This window comes from Aquincola tertiaricarbonis, assembly GCF_023573145.1.
In the GTDB taxonomy this organism is placed as follows: Bacteria; Pseudomonadota; Gammaproteobacteria; order Burkholderiales; family Burkholderiaceae_C; genus Aquincola; species Aquincola tertiaricarbonis_B.
Genome location: NZ_CP097635.1, coordinates 3,036,305 through 3,050,820, shown reverse-complemented (window position 1 = coordinate 3,050,820; position 14,516 = coordinate 3,036,305). Strand labels below are relative to the sequence as shown.

At 71.1% G+C, this 14,516-nt stretch carries 13 protein-coding genes; 10 read left to right on the top strand and 3 right to left on the bottom strand.

The features are described 5' to 3' along the window. Positions 1–81: 81 nt before the first annotated feature. The 3 genes from MW290_RS13980 (at position 82) to MW290_RS13970 (ending at position 2,749) form a co-directional block, all read left to right on the top strand. Complete coding sequence (locus MW290_RS13980; RefSeq protein WP_250195260.1) at positions 82–852, top strand: helix-turn-helix transcriptional regulator; 771 nt, start codon at positions 82–84, stop codon at positions 850–852. 83 nt (positions 853–935) lie between these two features. Further along, positions 936–1,688, top strand: a complete 753-nt coding sequence (fabG, locus tag MW290_RS13975; RefSeq protein WP_250195259.1) for a 3-oxoacyl-ACP reductase FabG — start codon at positions 936–938, stop codon at positions 1,686–1,688. Positions 1,689–1,765: 77 nt separating this feature from the next. Then, positions 1,766–2,749 carry a Bug family tripartite tricarboxylate transporter substrate binding protein gene (locus tag MW290_RS13970; protein ID WP_250195258.1) on the top strand — a complete coding sequence of 328 codons (984 nt, stop codon included), beginning with the start codon at positions 1,766–1,768 and terminating at the stop codon, positions 2,747–2,749. Positions 2,750–2,791: 42 nt separating this feature from the next. Here the strand turns inward: MW290_RS13970 and MW290_RS13965 are convergent, their stop codons facing one another. Together MW290_RS13965 and MW290_RS13960 are read right to left on the bottom strand one after the other, a co-directional pair. Continuing rightward, on the bottom strand, positions 2,792–3,601 hold the full coding sequence (locus tag MW290_RS13965) for an enoyl-CoA hydratase/isomerase family protein (RefSeq protein WP_250195257.1): 810 nt from the start codon (positions 3,599–3,601) through the stop codon (positions 2,792–2,794). Positions 3,602–3,622: 21 nt separating this feature from the next. Then, complete coding sequence (locus MW290_RS13960) at positions 3,623–5,386, bottom strand: AMP-binding protein (RefSeq protein WP_250195256.1); 1,764 nt, start codon at positions 5,384–5,386, stop codon at positions 3,623–3,625. Positions 5,387–5,508: 122 nt separating this feature from the next. On the opposite strand from MW290_RS13960, the gene MW290_RS13955 reads away from it, so the two are divergent. After that, on the top strand, positions 5,509–7,212 hold the full coding sequence (locus MW290_RS13955; protein ID WP_250195255.1) for an FAD-dependent oxidoreductase: 1,704 nt from the start codon (positions 5,509–5,511) through the stop codon (positions 7,210–7,212). A 28-nt stretch (positions 7,213–7,240) separates the two neighbouring features. Here the strand turns inward: MW290_RS13955 and MW290_RS13950 are convergent, their stop codons facing one another. After that, a complete protein-coding gene (locus tag MW290_RS13950; protein ID WP_250195254.1) occupies positions 7,241–8,149 on the bottom strand; it encodes a LysR family transcriptional regulator in 909 nt (302 codons plus the stop codon). 112 nt (positions 8,150–8,261) lie between these two features. Here MW290_RS13950 and MW290_RS13945 point away from each other — a divergent pair, with 112 nt between their 5' ends. The 6 genes from MW290_RS13945 (at position 8,262) to MW290_RS13920 (ending at position 14,462) form a co-directional block, all read left to right on the top strand. Then, positions 8,262–9,296, top strand: coding sequence for a TRAP transporter substrate-binding protein (locus MW290_RS13945; protein ID WP_250195253.1), 1,035 nt, complete (start codon positions 8,262–8,264; stop codon positions 9,294–9,296). An 85-nt stretch (positions 9,297–9,381) separates the two neighbouring features. Then, positions 9,382–9,921, top strand: coding sequence for a TRAP transporter small permease (locus MW290_RS13940; protein WP_250195252.1), 540 nt, complete (start codon positions 9,382–9,384; stop codon positions 9,919–9,921). Further along, complete coding sequence (locus MW290_RS13935; protein WP_250195251.1) at positions 9,918–11,249, top strand: TRAP transporter large permease; 1,332 nt, start codon at positions 9,918–9,920, stop codon at positions 11,247–11,249. The genes MW290_RS13940 and MW290_RS13935 overlap by 4 nt, the downstream gene beginning before the upstream one ends. 30 nt (positions 11,250–11,279) lie before the next feature. After that, the gene (locus tag MW290_RS13930; protein ID WP_250195250.1) at positions 11,280–12,578 is read left to right on the top strand and encodes a gallate dioxygenase; all 1,299 of its coding nucleotides are present in this window, start codon (positions 11,280–11,282) and stop codon (positions 12,576–12,578) included. A gap of 29 nt (positions 12,579–12,607) precedes the next feature. Continuing rightward, entirely contained in the window at positions 12,608–13,714 is a 1,107-nt protein-coding gene (locus tag MW290_RS13925; protein ID WP_250195249.1) for a porin, read from the top strand. A gap of 49 nt (positions 13,715–13,763) precedes the next feature. Further along, entirely contained in the window at positions 13,764–14,462 is a 699-nt protein-coding gene (locus MW290_RS13920; RefSeq protein WP_250195248.1) for a substrate-binding domain-containing protein, read from the top strand. The last annotated feature ends 54 nt before the right edge of the window (positions 14,463–14,516 follow it).

Here is a 14,516-nt window from a genome sequence, read left to right as displayed (position 1 = left end):
CTGCGTGCGGCGCGCCTGCGACCTATGCTGCCCCGCGCCCGCGTTCCAGGGGCGCGGGCAACGCAACTTGGGGCGGCGCAGATGCAGATCATCGCGACAGAAGCAAGGGCGGCACGCGCCGCGGCGCAGCAGGTGGCCGCGATGCCCGAGGCCATGGCCGGCGTGGTGGCGGCCATCGGCGACGCGGGTTTTGCGCAGTCGGCGCTGGCCCAGCTGAACCGCTGGATGCCGATGTGCTGGTGGTCCATCTACCGGCTGTTCAACGACGCGCCGCCCACCATCCATGCCAATGGCAGCTTCGGCGTGGACGACGGCACCGCGCACTGCTGGCAGGTGTACCGCCAGCAGCTGTACCGGCATGACGAGACCTTCCACGCCGCGCGTGAGCGGCTGAGCGGCCCCACGCCGCTGCTGGTGCACTGGGACGCCCGCGAGATTCCGGCCGAACACCGCGCCCAGATCTACGACCGCCACGGCCTGCGCGAGCGGCTGTCCATCGTCTCGGCCGACGAAGGCGATGCGTTGCTGGCCATCAACCTGTACCGGCACCGCAGCCAGTCGGCGTTCTCCGACGATGAGATCGATGCCGTGGCCGCCACCGCGCGGCTGTTGCTGGCCTGCGTGCAGCGCCACCTGGCCACCAGCCGGCCCGACGTGATGCAGGCCCTGACCCCGCGCGAGCGCGAGGTGTGCGAACGCATGCTCAAGGGCTGGACCTACGACGGCATCGCCGCCGACCTGGGCCTGTCGGCGGCCACCGTCAAGACCTACCGCGACCGCGCCTTCGACCGCCTGGGCATCCACCACCGCAACGAACTCTTCGCGCTGGTGTCGGGCGGGCTGTCCGCGTAGCGCCGTCCGCGCCGCGGCGGACAGACGGCCGCCCGCGGCGCTGCTAGGCTGGCTGCTTCTTCCATCGATGCAAGGAGCGGGGCATGCGTCTGCAAGGCAGGGTCTACGTGGTCACCGGGGCGGGGCAGGGCATCGGCCTGGCCACCGCGCAGCGGCTGGCGGCCGAAGGGGCGGCGGTGGCGCTGTGCGACCTGTCGGCCGAGGCGGTGCAGGCCGCCGCGGCCGCGCTGCGCGAGGGCGGCGCCAAGGCCGAGGCCCATGTGCTGAACGTGGCCGATCGGCCGGCCGTCGACGCCATGGTGGCGGCGGTGCTGGCACGCTTCGGCCGTGTTGACGGGCTGGTCAACAACGCCGGCATCACCCGCGACGCGCGGCTGGTGAACATGAGCGAAGCGCAGTGGGACGCGGTGATCGACGTCAATCTGAAGAGCGTCTTCCACTGCACCCAGGCGCTGCTGCCGGCGCTGCTGGCGCCGAGGGAGGGTCCGCAGGGCCGGGCCATCGTCAACACCGCCAGCATCACCGGCGTGTACGGCAACTTCGGCCAGGGCAACTACGCGGCGGCCAAGGCCGGCGTGCTGGGCCTGACCAAGACCTGGGCGCGTGAGCTGGGGCCCAAGGGCGTGCGGGTCAACGCGGTGGTGCCGGGCTCGGTGGCCACGCCGATGCTGATGGCCATACCGCAGGCGGCACTGGCCAACATCGAGCAAGCCTGCTGGCTGCGCCGCGTGGGCCAGCCGTCGGAAGTGGCCTCGGTGACCGCCTTTTTGCTCAGCGACGATGCCAGCTACGTGAACGGGACGAGCATCGAGGTCAGCGGAGGAGTTTCCATCTGACGTGTCCCCACCGGGGATGACAGCGGCGCCGGCCGCGTCGCACCACACTGCTTGCAGCACAACACGGAGACAAGCGCATGCAAGCAAACAAGCGACGACTTCTGGCCGCAGCCGCAGCCCTGGTGGCGGGCACCTGGGTGGGCACCGGCCATGCGCAGGGCAGCTACCCCGACAAGCCGGTCAAGCTGGTGGTGGGCTATGCCCCGGGCACCGCGCCCGACGTGCTGGCGCGGCTGGTGTCCGACCGGCTGGGCCAGGCGCTCAAGCAGCAGGTGGTGGTGGACAACCGCGCCGGCGCCGGCGGCCAGATCGCCGCCCAGACGGTGGCCAAGAGCCCGGCCGACGGCTACACCCTGCTGCTGGGTGAGGCGGGCTCCATCTCCATTGCGCCGGCCGCCTTCAGCAAGCTGCCCTACGACCCCACCAAGGAGCTGGTGGGCGTGGGCGAGCTGTGCAAGGTGGACTTCGTGATGGTGGTGCCCGCCAACTCGCCGCACAAGACGGTGGCCGATTTCGTGAAGGCCGCCAAGGCGCAGGCCGACAAGACCAACATCGCCACCTTCGGCGCCGGCACGCCGGGCCACTTCGGGGCCGAACTGCTGGCCGAGGCGGGCGGCTTCAAGGTGGAGCCGGTGCACTACCGCGCCACCGGCGATGCGGTGACGGCCATCGTCTCGGGCGACGTGGCGGGCAGCTTCGTATCCACCGCGCTGGGCGCGGCGCAGATCAAGGGCGGCAAGATGCGCGCGCTGGCCACCACCGCGCCGCAGCGCTCTCCGCTGCTGCCCGACGTGCCCACCTTCGCCGAGTCCGGCCTGCCCAAGGTGGACGTGTCCACCTGGTTCGCGGTGCTGGCCCCGGCCGGCACCCCGGCGCCGGTGCTGGACCTGCTGAACAAGCAGCTGCAGGCCACGCTGCGCCTGCCCGACGTGCAGGCCAAGATGGTGGAAGCCGGGTTCAGCGTCAGCGCCAGCAGCCGGGCCGACACCGACAAGCTGATCAAGTCCGAAGGCCAGCGCTGGGCGGGGCTGGTGAAGGCGACGGGGTTCAAGGGCGATTGAGCGGGCCTGGCGCGGCACATGGCGCCACCCCGGCGCCGTGACTCACCGCCCCCTGTACACCGCCGCCCGCTTCTCCATGAAGGCCCGTGGCCCTTCGCGGGCGTCTTCGGTGGCCATGATCTGGCGCTTGGCTTCATTCTCCAGCTCGAAGGCCACTGCCAGCGGCTGGCCACTGGCTTCGCGCACCGTGCGCTTGACGGCCTGCACCGCCAGCGGGCCGTTGGCGGCGATTCGGTGGGCCAGGGCCTGGGCGGCGGGCAGCACCTCGGCCGCCGGCAGCACGCGGTTGACCAGGCCGATGCGCAGCGCGGTCGCGGCGTCGATGGGGTCGCCGGTGAGCATCAGCTCCAGCGCCAGCGCCTGCGGCACCTGGCGGGGCAGCCGCGCCATGCTGCCGGCAAAGGGCAGCAGCGCGCGCTGCACCTCGGGCAGGCCGAAGCGGGCATGGTCGGCGGCGATGCGGATGTCGGTGCCCAGCATCAGCTCGAAGCCGGCGGCCAGGCAGTGGCCGTTGATGGCGGCGATCACCGGCTTGTCCAGCGGGTAGTCGCGCAGGCCCGAGGCCGCCATCACCAGCGGGTCGGTCAGCAGCCGGCGGTCCCAGTCGTCTTCGGCCTGGCGGTCGCCGGTCATCAGCGGCAGCGTGCGCTGCAGGTCGCCACCCGCGCAAAAGGCCTGGCTGCCGGCGCCGGTGATCACCGCCACGCGCAGCGCCGGGTCGGCCGCGAAGTCGATCACCGCGTCGGCCAGGCGGCACAGCATCTCGGGCGTCAACGCATTGCGGCGGGCCGGCGCGTCCAGCGTGAGGGTGAGCACCGCGCCTTCGCGGTGGAGGTGCAGGCTGTCGGTCATGCGGTGTTCATTCCTTGCGGGTCAGGTCGTCAGGCAGCGGTAGGCCAGCGGGTAGGGTTGCATCAGGCGCCGCACCGCCGCTTCGGTGTCCGGTGCGGCCAGGTGGAACTGCACCTGCAGGCCGGCGGCGGTGTCCAGCACCTCCACCCGCACCGCCTCGGCGGGCAGGCCGGCGGCGGTCAGCTGCTCTTCCAGCAGCCGCTGCGTAGCCAGGGCGCGCAAGGCCGGCTTGTACACCTTGCCCACCGCGGTGGTGGGAATGGCCGGCAGCACGTCCACCCGCTTGGGCATGGCCGGCCGCTCGGGGATGTAGGGCGCGGCAAAGGCGGCCAGGGCTTGCGCATCCACCTGCGCGCCGGGCTTGAGGCTGACGAAGGCCACCGGCAGCTCGCCGGCATAAGCGTCGGGCTGGCCGACGGCGGCGGCCATCAGCACGTCGGGGTGGCGCAGCAGGGCGCTTTCGATCATGCCGGGGTCGATGTTGTGGGCGCCGCGGATGATCACGTCCTTCGAGCGGCCGGTGACGTACACCCGGCCGGCCTCGTCCAGGTGGCCGATGTCGCCGCTGATCAGCCAGCCGTCCTCGAAGGTGCCGGCGTTGCGCGCCGGGTCGGTGTAGCCGGGACTGACGTTGGGGCCGCGCACCCGCAGGATGCCGGGCTCGCCGGGGCCCGCGGGCGTGCCGTCGGGTCGCACCGCCTTCACCTCGGTGCCGGGCAGCGGCAGCCCGCAGGAGCCGGGCGTGCGCGGGCCGTCCACCGGCTCGATGCAGATGACACCGGCGCTTTCCGTCATGCCCAGGATGTTGCGCACCGGCACCTCGAAGCGTTCCTCGAAGCCGGCGGCCAGCTCGGTGGGCAGCGGCGAGCCGCCGGTGAGCAGCGCCCGCACGCGGCGGAACTGCGCCGCCTGCAGCGGCAGCGACAGCAGGCTGGCGATGACGGTGGGCACCGCCGCCATCAGCGTGATGCCCAGCTGCTCGGTGTAGTCGCCATAGCGGGCCATGAAGCCGGTGTTGCGCAGGCCCAGGCGGGTGGGCAGCACCAGCTGGGCGCCGCTCATCAGCGTCGACAGGCCGTAGACGAAGGAGCCGGCCACGTGGAACAGCGGAAAGCCGCTGAGCATCACGTCCTCGGGCCGGGTGCCGAACATCGCTGCCGCGCCGCCGGCCGCATGCAGCTGGTTGGCATGGGTGTGCTGGGCCAGCTTGGGCGCGCCGGTGGTGCCGCCGGTGTGGAAGAGGGCGGCCAAGGGCGCGGCCGGCAGCGTGAAATCCAGTCCGTCGGCGCGGTAAGTGGCACTTTCGGTGACGAAGTGGCGCACGCCAGGCGGCAGCGTGGCGTTGGGGGCGCAGGGCACGGCCAGCACATGGCGCAGGCCGGGGCAGGCGGCCAGCACCGCGTCCACCTGCGGCCAGATGGGCAGGTCGGGCGCCGGCCCCAGCGCCACCAGGATGCTGGCGCCGCAGGCATTCACCAGGTCGGCGATGTGGGAAGCGCCCAGCTGGTGGTTGATCGGGCAGGCGGTGCCCGCCGTCTCGGCCGCCCACAGGGCCACGTGCGCCTCGGGCGTGGGCGGCAGCAGCAGGGCCACCCGCGGCGCGCTGCCGCCGCCCAGGGCATGCAGCAGATTGGCGGCCTGGTTCACGCGCGCCATCAGCTCGGTGTAGGTCCAGTGGCGCAGCGGCACGCCGGGCTCGGGCTCGTCGATCGCGGTGATGGCGATGCGTTGCGCGTGGGCGCGGGCGGCGGCTTGCAGCGCCAAGTGCACGTGGGTGGCAGTCATGGCAAGAAGTTACGCCAGCGGCCGGCGCGTGCCTGTCATCCGCGATGGTGACGCCGGCAGGCCACCCCGCCGGGCCCGTGCTTGAGTAAGCTGCGCGCCAAGCAGTGACCTGGAGTACCCGCATGGCCGACAACGCGCCCTATACCCCGTACAGTACCCTGCACAACCGGCAGGCGCAGATGTACCCGGTGCTCACGGACGAGGAGTTGCAGCGCATCCAGCGGTTCGGCGTCATCCGCCAGCATGCCGATGGCGAGCGGCTGTTCGCGGTGGGCGAATCCGGGCCCGGCATGTTCGTGGTGCTGCAGGGCCAGGTGGCCATCAGCCACCGCGACGGCCTGGGTCGCACGCGGCCGGTGGGCGTGCAGGGCCGGGGTCAGTTCCTGGCCGAGGCCGGCCAGCTCTCGGGCCGGCCGGCGATGGTGGACGGCGACGCGGTGGGCCCGGTGGAAGTGCTGGTGATGTCGCCCGAGCAGCTGCGGGCGCTGATCATCGCCGAGGCCGACCTGGGCGAGCGCATGGTGCGGGCGCTGATCCTGCGGCGGGTGGCGCTGATCGAATCGGGCATCAGCGGCCCGGTGCTGATCGGCGCGCCGCGCGGCCATGCGCTGCTGGCGCTGCAGGGCTTTCTGGCGCGCAATGCGCAGCCGCACCACGTGGCCGACCCCGCCGACGACCCCGCCGCCGCGGCGATGGTGCTGCAGTACGGCGCCAGCGCCACCGACGTGGTGGTGGTGTGCGCCAACGGCACGGTGCTGGTCAACCCCAGCGAGCCGGCACTGGCCCGCTGCCTGGGCATGGTGGGCAGCGCCGAGCGGCTGGCCACCTACGACGTGGTGATCGTCGGCGCCGGGCCGGCGGGCCTGTCGACCGCGGTGTATGCGGCCAGCGAAGGCTTGCGGGTGGCGGTGCTGGACTGCCGCGCCCATGGCGGCCAAGCCGGCGCCAGCGCCCGCATCGAGAACTACCTGGGCTTTCCCACCGGCATCACCGGGCAGGCGCTGGCCGGCCGGGCCTTCGTGCAGGCGCAGAAGTTCGGCGCCGAGATGCTGATACCGGCTGAAGTGGCAGGCCTGGACTGCAGCCGCGACCAGCCCGGCGGCGAACTGGCGGTGCGCCTGAGCGACGGCAGCCGCTTGCGCGCGCGCAGCGTGGTGATCGCCAGCGGCGCACGCTACCGCCGGCCCGCGGTGCCGCGGCTGGAACAGTTTGAAGGCAAGGGCGTGTCGTACTGGGCTTCGGCGCTGGAAGCGCGCGGCTGCACCCAGGCCGAGGTGGCGCTGGTGGGCGGCGGCAACTCCGCCGGACAGGCCGCGGTGTTCCTCTCGCAACATGCCAGCCAGGTGCACATGCTGGTGCGCGGGCCGGGCTTGGCGGCCACGATGTCGCGTTACCTGATCGACCGCATCGAGGCCACGCCCAACATCCACCTCTGCACGCGCACCGAGCTCACCGAACTGCACGGCGACCCGGTGGCCGGGCTGGACGCCGCCAGCTGGCGCCACCGCGACAGCGGCGAGGCGGTGACCCGGCCGGTGCGCGGCGTGTTCCTGTTCGTGGGCGCCGAGCCCGAAACCCGTTGGTTGAAGGACTGCGGCGTGGCGGTGGATGCCAACGGCTTCGTGCTCACCGGCGCCGGGCTGCCGGCAGGCGCGGCCAAGCCGGGCAATGTGCCTTCGGCGCTTGAGTCCAGCATCCCGGGCGTGTTCGCGGTGGGCGATGTGCGGGCCGGCTCGGTCAAGCGGGTGGGCGGCGCCATCGGCGAAGGGGCGGCGGTGGTGGCGGCCATCCACCAGTACCTGGCGGGCTTGCCGGCCGCGGCTTAGGCGCGCAGCAGCGCCTGCGGCCGCCGGTTCATGCCGGCAGCCCGCCGGTGAGGTGATGGGCCGCCCGGTGCAGGTGGGCCATGAAGTGGCGCACGCTGGGCTTGCGGTGCATCTCGGTGCGGGCCAGCGCGCACAGCGTCAGCATCAACGGGCCTTCGGCCACCGGCACCACGTCCACGTACTGGGCCGCGAAAGGATGGGCCGCGATCTGCTGCGGCAGCAGGCCCACGCAGTTGCCGCTGGTGACGATGGACAGCAGCCCCAGCGTGGAATTGACCAGCGCGCCGGCCGGCGGCGGCGGCAGGCCATGCTGCTCGAACAGCGTGCGCGCATAGCCTGAATCGGACGTGGCCCCGGTGTACACCCAGGGCGCCTGGCCCAGGTCGGCCAGCCGGCGGGCCTTGGCCAATGGATTGCCCTTGCGCACCACCACCACCATGGCGGCGGGCATCAGCGTTTCCACCGCGAACTCGCCGGGTGGCAGCTCGGGTGGCAGCGGGCCCAGCGCGATGTCCACCTCGCCCTTGCGCAGGCGGGTGAGCTGGGCGATGTACAGCTCTTCGCTGACGCGCAGCTGGATCTCGGGGAAGGCCTGGCCGAAGGTGCGCAGGGTTTCGGGCACCAGCAGCATCACCGCCAGCGGCACCGCGCCGATGGTCAGCGAGCCCGTCATGCGGCCGTCCAGCTGGCGGATCTGGTCCACCGCCTGCTGCAGTTCGCGCTCGGCGGTGCAAGCGCGCTCGTAAAGCACGACGCCCTGGGCCGTGGCCGCCACGCCGGTGGTGGAACGCAGCAGCAGCGTGGTACCCAGCTCGGCCTCCAGTTCGCGGATGAGCTTGGTCAATGCGGGCTGCGAGACGCCCAGGCGCCGTGCCGCCGAGCGCAGGCTGCCTTCTTCGATGGCGGCGACGAGGGCACGCAGGCTGGTGAGCTTCATGCAAACCATGATATGGATTGGTTATCGCGCCGCGCAATGCGCCATCTTCCTGACGCTGGGGTCGATTCCTAGACTGCCGCTCAGCCTGAACACCAAGATGGAGACAAGCCCGATGACCCTGCCACGCCTTGCCCTTGCAACCGTCAGCCTCTGCCTGCTGGCCGGGGCACCCGCCGCCCGCGCCGCCGATGAGGTGGTGCTGAAGGTGCACCACTTCCTGCCTGCCGGCTCGTATGCGCAGCAGATGTTCATCCAGCCCTGGTGCGACAAGATCGCCAAGGAGTCGGCGAACCGCATGCGCTGCCAGATCTATCCTTCCATGCAGCTGGGCGGCACGCCGCAGCAGCTGGTGGATCAGGTCAAGGACGGCGTGGTCGACGTGGTGTGGACGCTGTCGGGCTACACCGCCGGCCGCTTTCCGCTGACCGAGGTGTTCGAGCTGCCCTTCATGATGCGCAGCCCCGAAGCCACCAGCAAGGCGCTGTGGGACTACGTCCAGCAGTCGGCGCTGCAGGAATACAAGGGCATGCAGCCCATTGCATTGCACGTGCACGGCCCTGGCGTGTTCCACATGACGGGCAAGCCCATCCAGACGCGGGCCGACCTGAAGGGCCTGAAGGTGCGCGCGCCCACGCGGCAGACCAACCGCTTCCTGGCGGTACTGGGCGCCACGCCGGTGGCCATGCCGGTGCCGCAGGTGAGCGAGGCCCTGAGCAAGGGCGTGATCGACGGTGCGGTGGTGCCTTACGAGGTGATGCCCTCGGCCAAGATCCAGGAGATCGCCAAGTTCCACAGCGAGACCGATCCGGCCGAGCCGGCGCTGTACACCTCCACCTTCATGTTCGTGATGAACAAGGGCCGCTACGAAGGCCTGCCGGCGGACCTGAAGAAGGTGATCGATGCCAACAGCGGCCAGGCGCTGTCGGGCCAGATCGGCAAGGTGTTCACCGCCGCCGATGCCGAAGGCAAGAAGCTCACCGGTCGCAATGCGGTCAACGTGATTCCGGCGGCCGAGCTGGCCGGCTGGAAGAAGGCCGCCGAGCCGGTGGTGGAGCAGTGGGTGACCGAAGTGGGGGCCAAGGGTGCTGACGGCCGCCAGCTGCTGAACAACGCGCGGGCGCTGATCGCCAAGCACGCGGGCGGCTGAAGCCGGCCCCCTCACCGTCTCTCGAGTCCTGCAGGGCCGGCCTCGGCCGGGCCGCTGCATGGGCGCCGCCCTCTCTGGAACCATCATGCAAGAACCCATCCCCGGCAGCAGCGATGACGCGCTGTCGGCCATCGGCCCCTGGGGCCGCCCGCTGCTGGCCGCTGCCAAGGCCCTCGCCCTGGCCGGTGGCCTTGTCTTCGTGCTGCTCGTCGGCATGAGCATCGTCAGCATCGTCGGCCGCAAGCTGGCCTCGGCGCCGCTGCCCGGCGACGTGGAAGTGCTGCAGATGTGCGCGGCCTTCGCCTGCGCCAGTTTCTTCGCCTACTGCCACCTGGCCGGTGGCGACGTGAAGGTGGACTTCTTCACCGCCCGCGCCTCGCGGCGCACCGTGCAGCTGCTGGACGCCCTCGGCTCGCTGTTGTTCGCCCTGGTGGGTGCGGCGCTGGCCTGGCGCTCCTGGGTGGGCGCGATGGGCGTGAAGGAAGCGGGTGAAACCAGCATCATCCTCGGCTGGCCCGTGTGGGTGGCCCAGGTGCTGATGGTGCCCGGCTTCGTGCTGATGGCGCTGGCAGGCCTGTACATGGCTGGCCTGCACCTGCGTCGGGCGGTGGAGGTGCAGTCATGAGCGGCATTGCAGCCGGCGGACTGATCTTCGCGCTGCTGATGACGCTGCTGGCCTTGCGGGTGCCCATCGGCATTGCCATGTTCGTGATGGGCTCGGGCGGCTATCTCGCGCTGTCGGGCTTCGAGGCGGCGCCGCTGATGAGCGCGCTGAAGAACGTGGCTTATGCGCGCCTGTCCAACTACGACCTGATCGTCATTCCGATGTTCCTGTTGATGGGGCAGTTCGCCACCCATGGCGGGCTCAGCGCGGCGCTGTTCCGCTTCGTCGCGGCCTTCATGGGCCACTGGCGCGGCGGCATGGCCATGGCGTCCATCGGCGCCTGCGCCGGCTTCGGCGCCATCTGCGGATCGTCGCTGGCCACCGCGGCCACGATGGGCCAGGTGGCGCTGCCCGAACTGCGCCGCTTCGGCTATGCCGGCAGCCTGGCCACCGGCGCGCTTGCGGCGGGCGGCACGCTGGGCATCATGATCCCGCCTTCGGTGCCGCTGGTGATCTACGCCATCCTCACGCAGGAATCCATCGGCAAGCTCTTCATGGCCGCGGTGCTGCCCGGCGTGATCGCGATGGTGGGCTACATGATCGTGGTGCGCATCATCGTCAGCCTGAACCCGGCGGCCGGGCCGGCGGGTCCGCGCGTGCCCTGGAACGAGCGCTTGAAGGCGCTGGCCCAGGTGCTGCCGGTGCTGGCGGTGTTCGTGGTGGTCATCGTGGGCATCTACGGCGGCTGGGCCAACCCCACCGAAGCGGCGGCCATCGGCGCGGCGGCCTGCGGCGTGCTGGCCGTGGCCACCGGCGGCATGCGGCTCAAAGGCCTGCTGACCAGTGCGCTGGGCACCGCACAGGCCACCGCGATGATCTTCCTGGTGTTGCTGGGCGCCGACATGCTGAACACCGCACTGGCGCTGTCGCAGATGCCGGTGGAGCTGGCCGCCTGGGTTCAAGGCAGCGGCCTGCCGCCGATGCTGGTGATGGTGGCCATCCTGGTGATCTACATCCTGCTGGGCTGCGTGATGGACAGCCTGGCCATGATCCTGCTGACCATCCCGATCTTCTACCCGGTGGTGATGGGCCTGGACTTCCACGGCCTGGCCCAGGGCGACAAGAGCATCTGGTTCGGCATCCTGGCGTTGATGGTGGTCGAGATCGGCCTGGTGCATCCGCCGGTGGGCATGAACGTCTTCATCATCAACCGGCTGGCCAAGGACGTGCCCCTGGTCGACACCTTCAAGGGCGTGATGCCTTTCCTGGCCTCGGACCTGGTGCGCATCGTCGCGCTGCTGCTGTTCCCGGCGATCTCGCTGGTGCTCATCCACCACTTCGGTGCCTGACGCCCAGCCCCTGCAAGGAGTGCCCCACCCGTGGCCAAGATCATCGGCGGCCTCGCCGCCTCCCACACGCCGACCATCGGCTTCGCTTTCGACCGCGACAAGCGCCACGACCCGGTCTGGGCGCCGATCTTCGAGGCATTCGCGCCGGTGCAGCAGTGGATCGCCGACCTGCGGCCCGACGTGCTGCTGTTCATCTACAACGACCACGTCACCTCCTTCTTCTTCGACCATTACTCGGCCTTTGCGCTGGGTGTGGGCCCACAGTGGCAGGTGGCTGACGAGGGCGGCGGCGCCCGTGATCTGCCGCCGGTGCCCGGGCATCCGGCACTGGCTGCGCACATCGGCCGCAGCCTGATGGCCGATGAATTCGACATGTCGTTCTTCCAGTCGCGGTGCCTGGACCACGGCTGCTTCTCGCCGCTGTCGGTGATGTGCCCGCATGAGCCGGCGTGGCCGGTGCAGCTGGTGCCGTTGCAGATGGGGGTGCTGCAGTTCCCGCTGCCCAGCGCCCGCCGCTGCTTCAAGCTGGGCCAGGCGCTGCGCCGCGCGATCGAAAGCTACCCCGAGGACCTGCGCGTGGCCGTGGTGGCCACCGGCGGCCTGAGCCACCAGGTGCACGGCGAGCGTGCCGGCTTCAACAATCCTGAGTGGGATGCCCGCTTTCTCGACCTGCTGGAGCAGGACCCCGAACAGCTGGCCGGCATGACGCATGCCGAGTACGCCACGCTGGGCGGGCTGGAAGGGGCCGAGGTCATCATGTGGCTGGTGATGCGCGGTGCGCTGTCGCAGCAGGTGCGCTGCCTGCACCGCAGCTACTACCTGCCGTCGATGACCGGCATCGCCACCGCCATCTATGAGCCACTCGGGCAGGGCATGGCGCCGGCCGCCGCCGAACGGCACCGGGCGCATGTGGAGGCCCAGCTGGCCGGCGCAGAGGCGCTGCCCGGCACCTACCCGTTCACGCTGGAGCGTAGCGTCAAGGGCTACCGGCTCAACCGTTTTTTGCACCAGTTGGTGCAGCCGGCGTTCCGCGCCCGCTTCCTGGACGACGAGGCGGCCTGCCTGGCTGCGGCCGACCTCAGCGACGAGGAGCGCCGCCTGGTGCGCGAGCGCGACTGGCAGGGCCTGATCCGCTACGGCGCCATCTTCTTCATGCTGGAGAAGCTGGGCGCCGTGGTCGGCGTGAGCAACCTGCACATCTATGCCGCGATGCGCGGCGAAACGCTGGAAGTCTTCCAGCAGACCCGCAATGCGCCGGGCGCCTTGTACTCGGTGGCCGCCAAGGACGCCGCCTCACTGGGCTGGGACACCCCGGCCGAGCCGACCTGACTTGCCTAGACAACCTGGAGGAGACCTCGATGACAAAGAAATTGCACATGTTCGGCCTGGTGGCCGCCGCCGTTGCTGCCGCCACCGGTGGCGCCCACGCACAGTCCGTGACGATCTACGGCGTGATCGACGTGGCGGTGGAGCATCTCACCCACGTCGGCGCCGCCGGCAGCAGCGTGACCCGCATGCCGGGGCTGACGGGCGGCGTGCCTTCGCGCCTGGGCCTGCGCGGCAGTGAGGACTTGGGCGGCGGTCTCAAGGCCATCTTCACGCTGGAGCAGGGCATCGGCGTGGACAGCGGCACCTTGAACCAGGGCGGCCGCAGCTGGGGCCGCCAGGTGTTCGTCGGTCTGTCGGGCGATTGGGGCAGCCTGACGCTGGGCCGCCAGTACTCGATGCTGTTCTGGTCGCAGCTGGATGCCGACATCCTGGGACCGGCCGCCTACGGTTCCGGCTCGCTGGACAGCTACCTGCCCAATGCACGGGTGGACAACGCCATCGCCTGGCGCGGCACGTCCAGCGGCCTGACCGTGGGTGCCACCTACAGCCTGGGCCGCGATGCGGTGAACGCCGGCCCCAGCCCCTCGGGCACCAACTGTGCCGGCGAAAATGCCGACGACAGCCAGGCCTGCCGCCAATGGAGCGTGCTGGCCAAGTACGACGCCGCGGCCTGGGGCGTGTCGGCGGCCGTCGACGAGATCCGCGGCGGCAGCGGCGCCTTCGCCGGGCTGACCCGCAGCAGCCTGAAGGACCGCCGCAGCACCGTGGCCGGCTGGGCGAAGTTCGATGCGCTGAAGCTGGGCGCCGGCGTGATCGCCCGCGACAACGAGGCCAGCGCCACCACGCCGCGCAGCCGCCTTTGGTATGCGGGCGCGGCCTACGCCGTCACGCCGGCCTTCACCGTGGACGGCGAGGTGTTCAAGCTGGACTACCGCCACAGCGCCAACGAAGCCATGCTGTATGCGCTGCGCGGCACCTACAGCCTGTCCAAGCGCACGGCCGTGTACGCCACCGCCGGCCACATCAACAACGAAGGCACGCTGGCCCTGGGGGTGAGCAATGCCGCAGCCGGCAACGCGCCGGCGGCCGGGGGCTCACAGAACGGGTTCGCGGTGGGCATGCGGCACAGCTTCTGAACCTGCTGCACACTCGCGCCCCATCCCAGCAGTCCGGAGACCTTGCTTCATGAGCGCAGCCCTTTCCCTCGTCGGCATCTCGTCCATGGCCACCCGGCAGCTGCTGGCCGAACTGGCCCCGCGTTGCGCGCCGGTCGGCAGCACGCTGCAGTTCGAATCGGTGGGCGGCGTGGACGCTGCGCGCCGCGTGGCCGAGGGCGAGGCCTTCGACCTGGTGGTGCTGGCAGCCGATGCGATGGACAAGCTGATGGCCGCCGGCCACCTGCAGCCCGGCACGCTGCGGCCGCTGGTCGATTCGCCGATGGCCATCGCCGCGCGCGAGGGCGCGCCGGTGCCCGATGTCGGCAGCGAAGCCGCGCTGCGCGAGGCGGTGCTGCAGGCGCCGCGCATCGGCTACTCCACCGGCCCCAGCGGCGTGGCGCTGATGGCGCTGTTCGAGCGCTGGGGTGTGATGGAGCCGCTGCGCGCACGCCTGGTGCAGGCCCGCGCCGGCGTCCCGGTGGCCTCGCTGGTGGCCAGCGGCGAAGTCAGCCTGGGCTTCCAGCAGCTGAGCGAGCTGATCAATCAACCCGGCGTGCATGTGCTGGGCGAGATGCCCGCTGGCGTGCAGATCACCACCACCTTCAGCGGCGCGGTGGCCAGCGCCAGCGCCCGGCCCGAAGCGGCGCTGCAGGCCCTGACCGCGCTGGCCAGCCCGGCCATCGCCGAGGTAGCCAAGCGCCTGGGATTACAGCCGCGTCAGGCCTGACGACAGCTGACTTTCCAGGCCCGCAAAGGCGGCAAGAGGGGCGTTTCAGTCACG

Bases quoted from the DNA above. Each gene is read 5' to 3' on its own strand.
- MW290_RS13960 (WP_250195256.1), bottom strand. From the start codon at position 5,386: ATGACTGCCACCCACGTGCACTTGGCGCTGCAAGCCGCCGCCCGCGCC.
- MW290_RS13970 (WP_250195258.1), top strand. From the start codon at position 1,766: ATGCAAGCAAACAAGCGACGACTTCTGGCCGCAGCCGCAGCCCTGGTG.
- MW290_RS13950 (WP_250195254.1), bottom strand. From the start codon at position 8,149: ATGAAGCTCACCAGCCTGCGTGCCCTCGTCGCCGCCATCGAAGAAGGC.
- MW290_RS13935 (WP_250195251.1), top strand. From the start codon at position 9,918: ATGAGCGGCATTGCAGCCGGCGGACTGATCTTCGCGCTGCTGATGACG.
- MW290_RS13940 (WP_250195252.1), top strand. From the start codon at position 9,382: ATGCAAGAACCCATCCCCGGCAGCAGCGATGACGCGCTGTCGGCCATC.
- MW290_RS13920 (WP_250195248.1), top strand. From the start codon at position 13,764: ATGAGCGCAGCCCTTTCCCTCGTCGGCATCTCGTCCATGGCCACCCGG.
- MW290_RS13955 (WP_250195255.1), top strand. From the start codon at position 5,509: ATGGCCGACAACGCGCCCTATACCCCGTACAGTACCCTGCACAACCGG.
- MW290_RS13980 (WP_250195260.1), top strand. From the start codon at position 82: ATGCAGATCATCGCGACAGAAGCAAGGGCGGCACGCGCCGCGGCGCAG.
- fabG (WP_250195259.1), top strand. From the start codon at position 936: ATGCGTCTGCAAGGCAGGGTCTACGTGGTCACCGGGGCGGGGCAGGGC.
- MW290_RS13965 (WP_250195257.1), bottom strand. From the start codon at position 3,601: ATGACCGACAGCCTGCACCTCCACCGCGAAGGCGCGGTGCTCACCCTC.
- MW290_RS13925 (WP_250195249.1), top strand. From the start codon at position 12,608: ATGACAAAGAAATTGCACATGTTCGGCCTGGTGGCCGCCGCCGTTGCT.
- MW290_RS13945 (WP_250195253.1), top strand. From the start codon at position 8,262: ATGACCCTGCCACGCCTTGCCCTTGCAACCGTCAGCCTCTGCCTGCTG.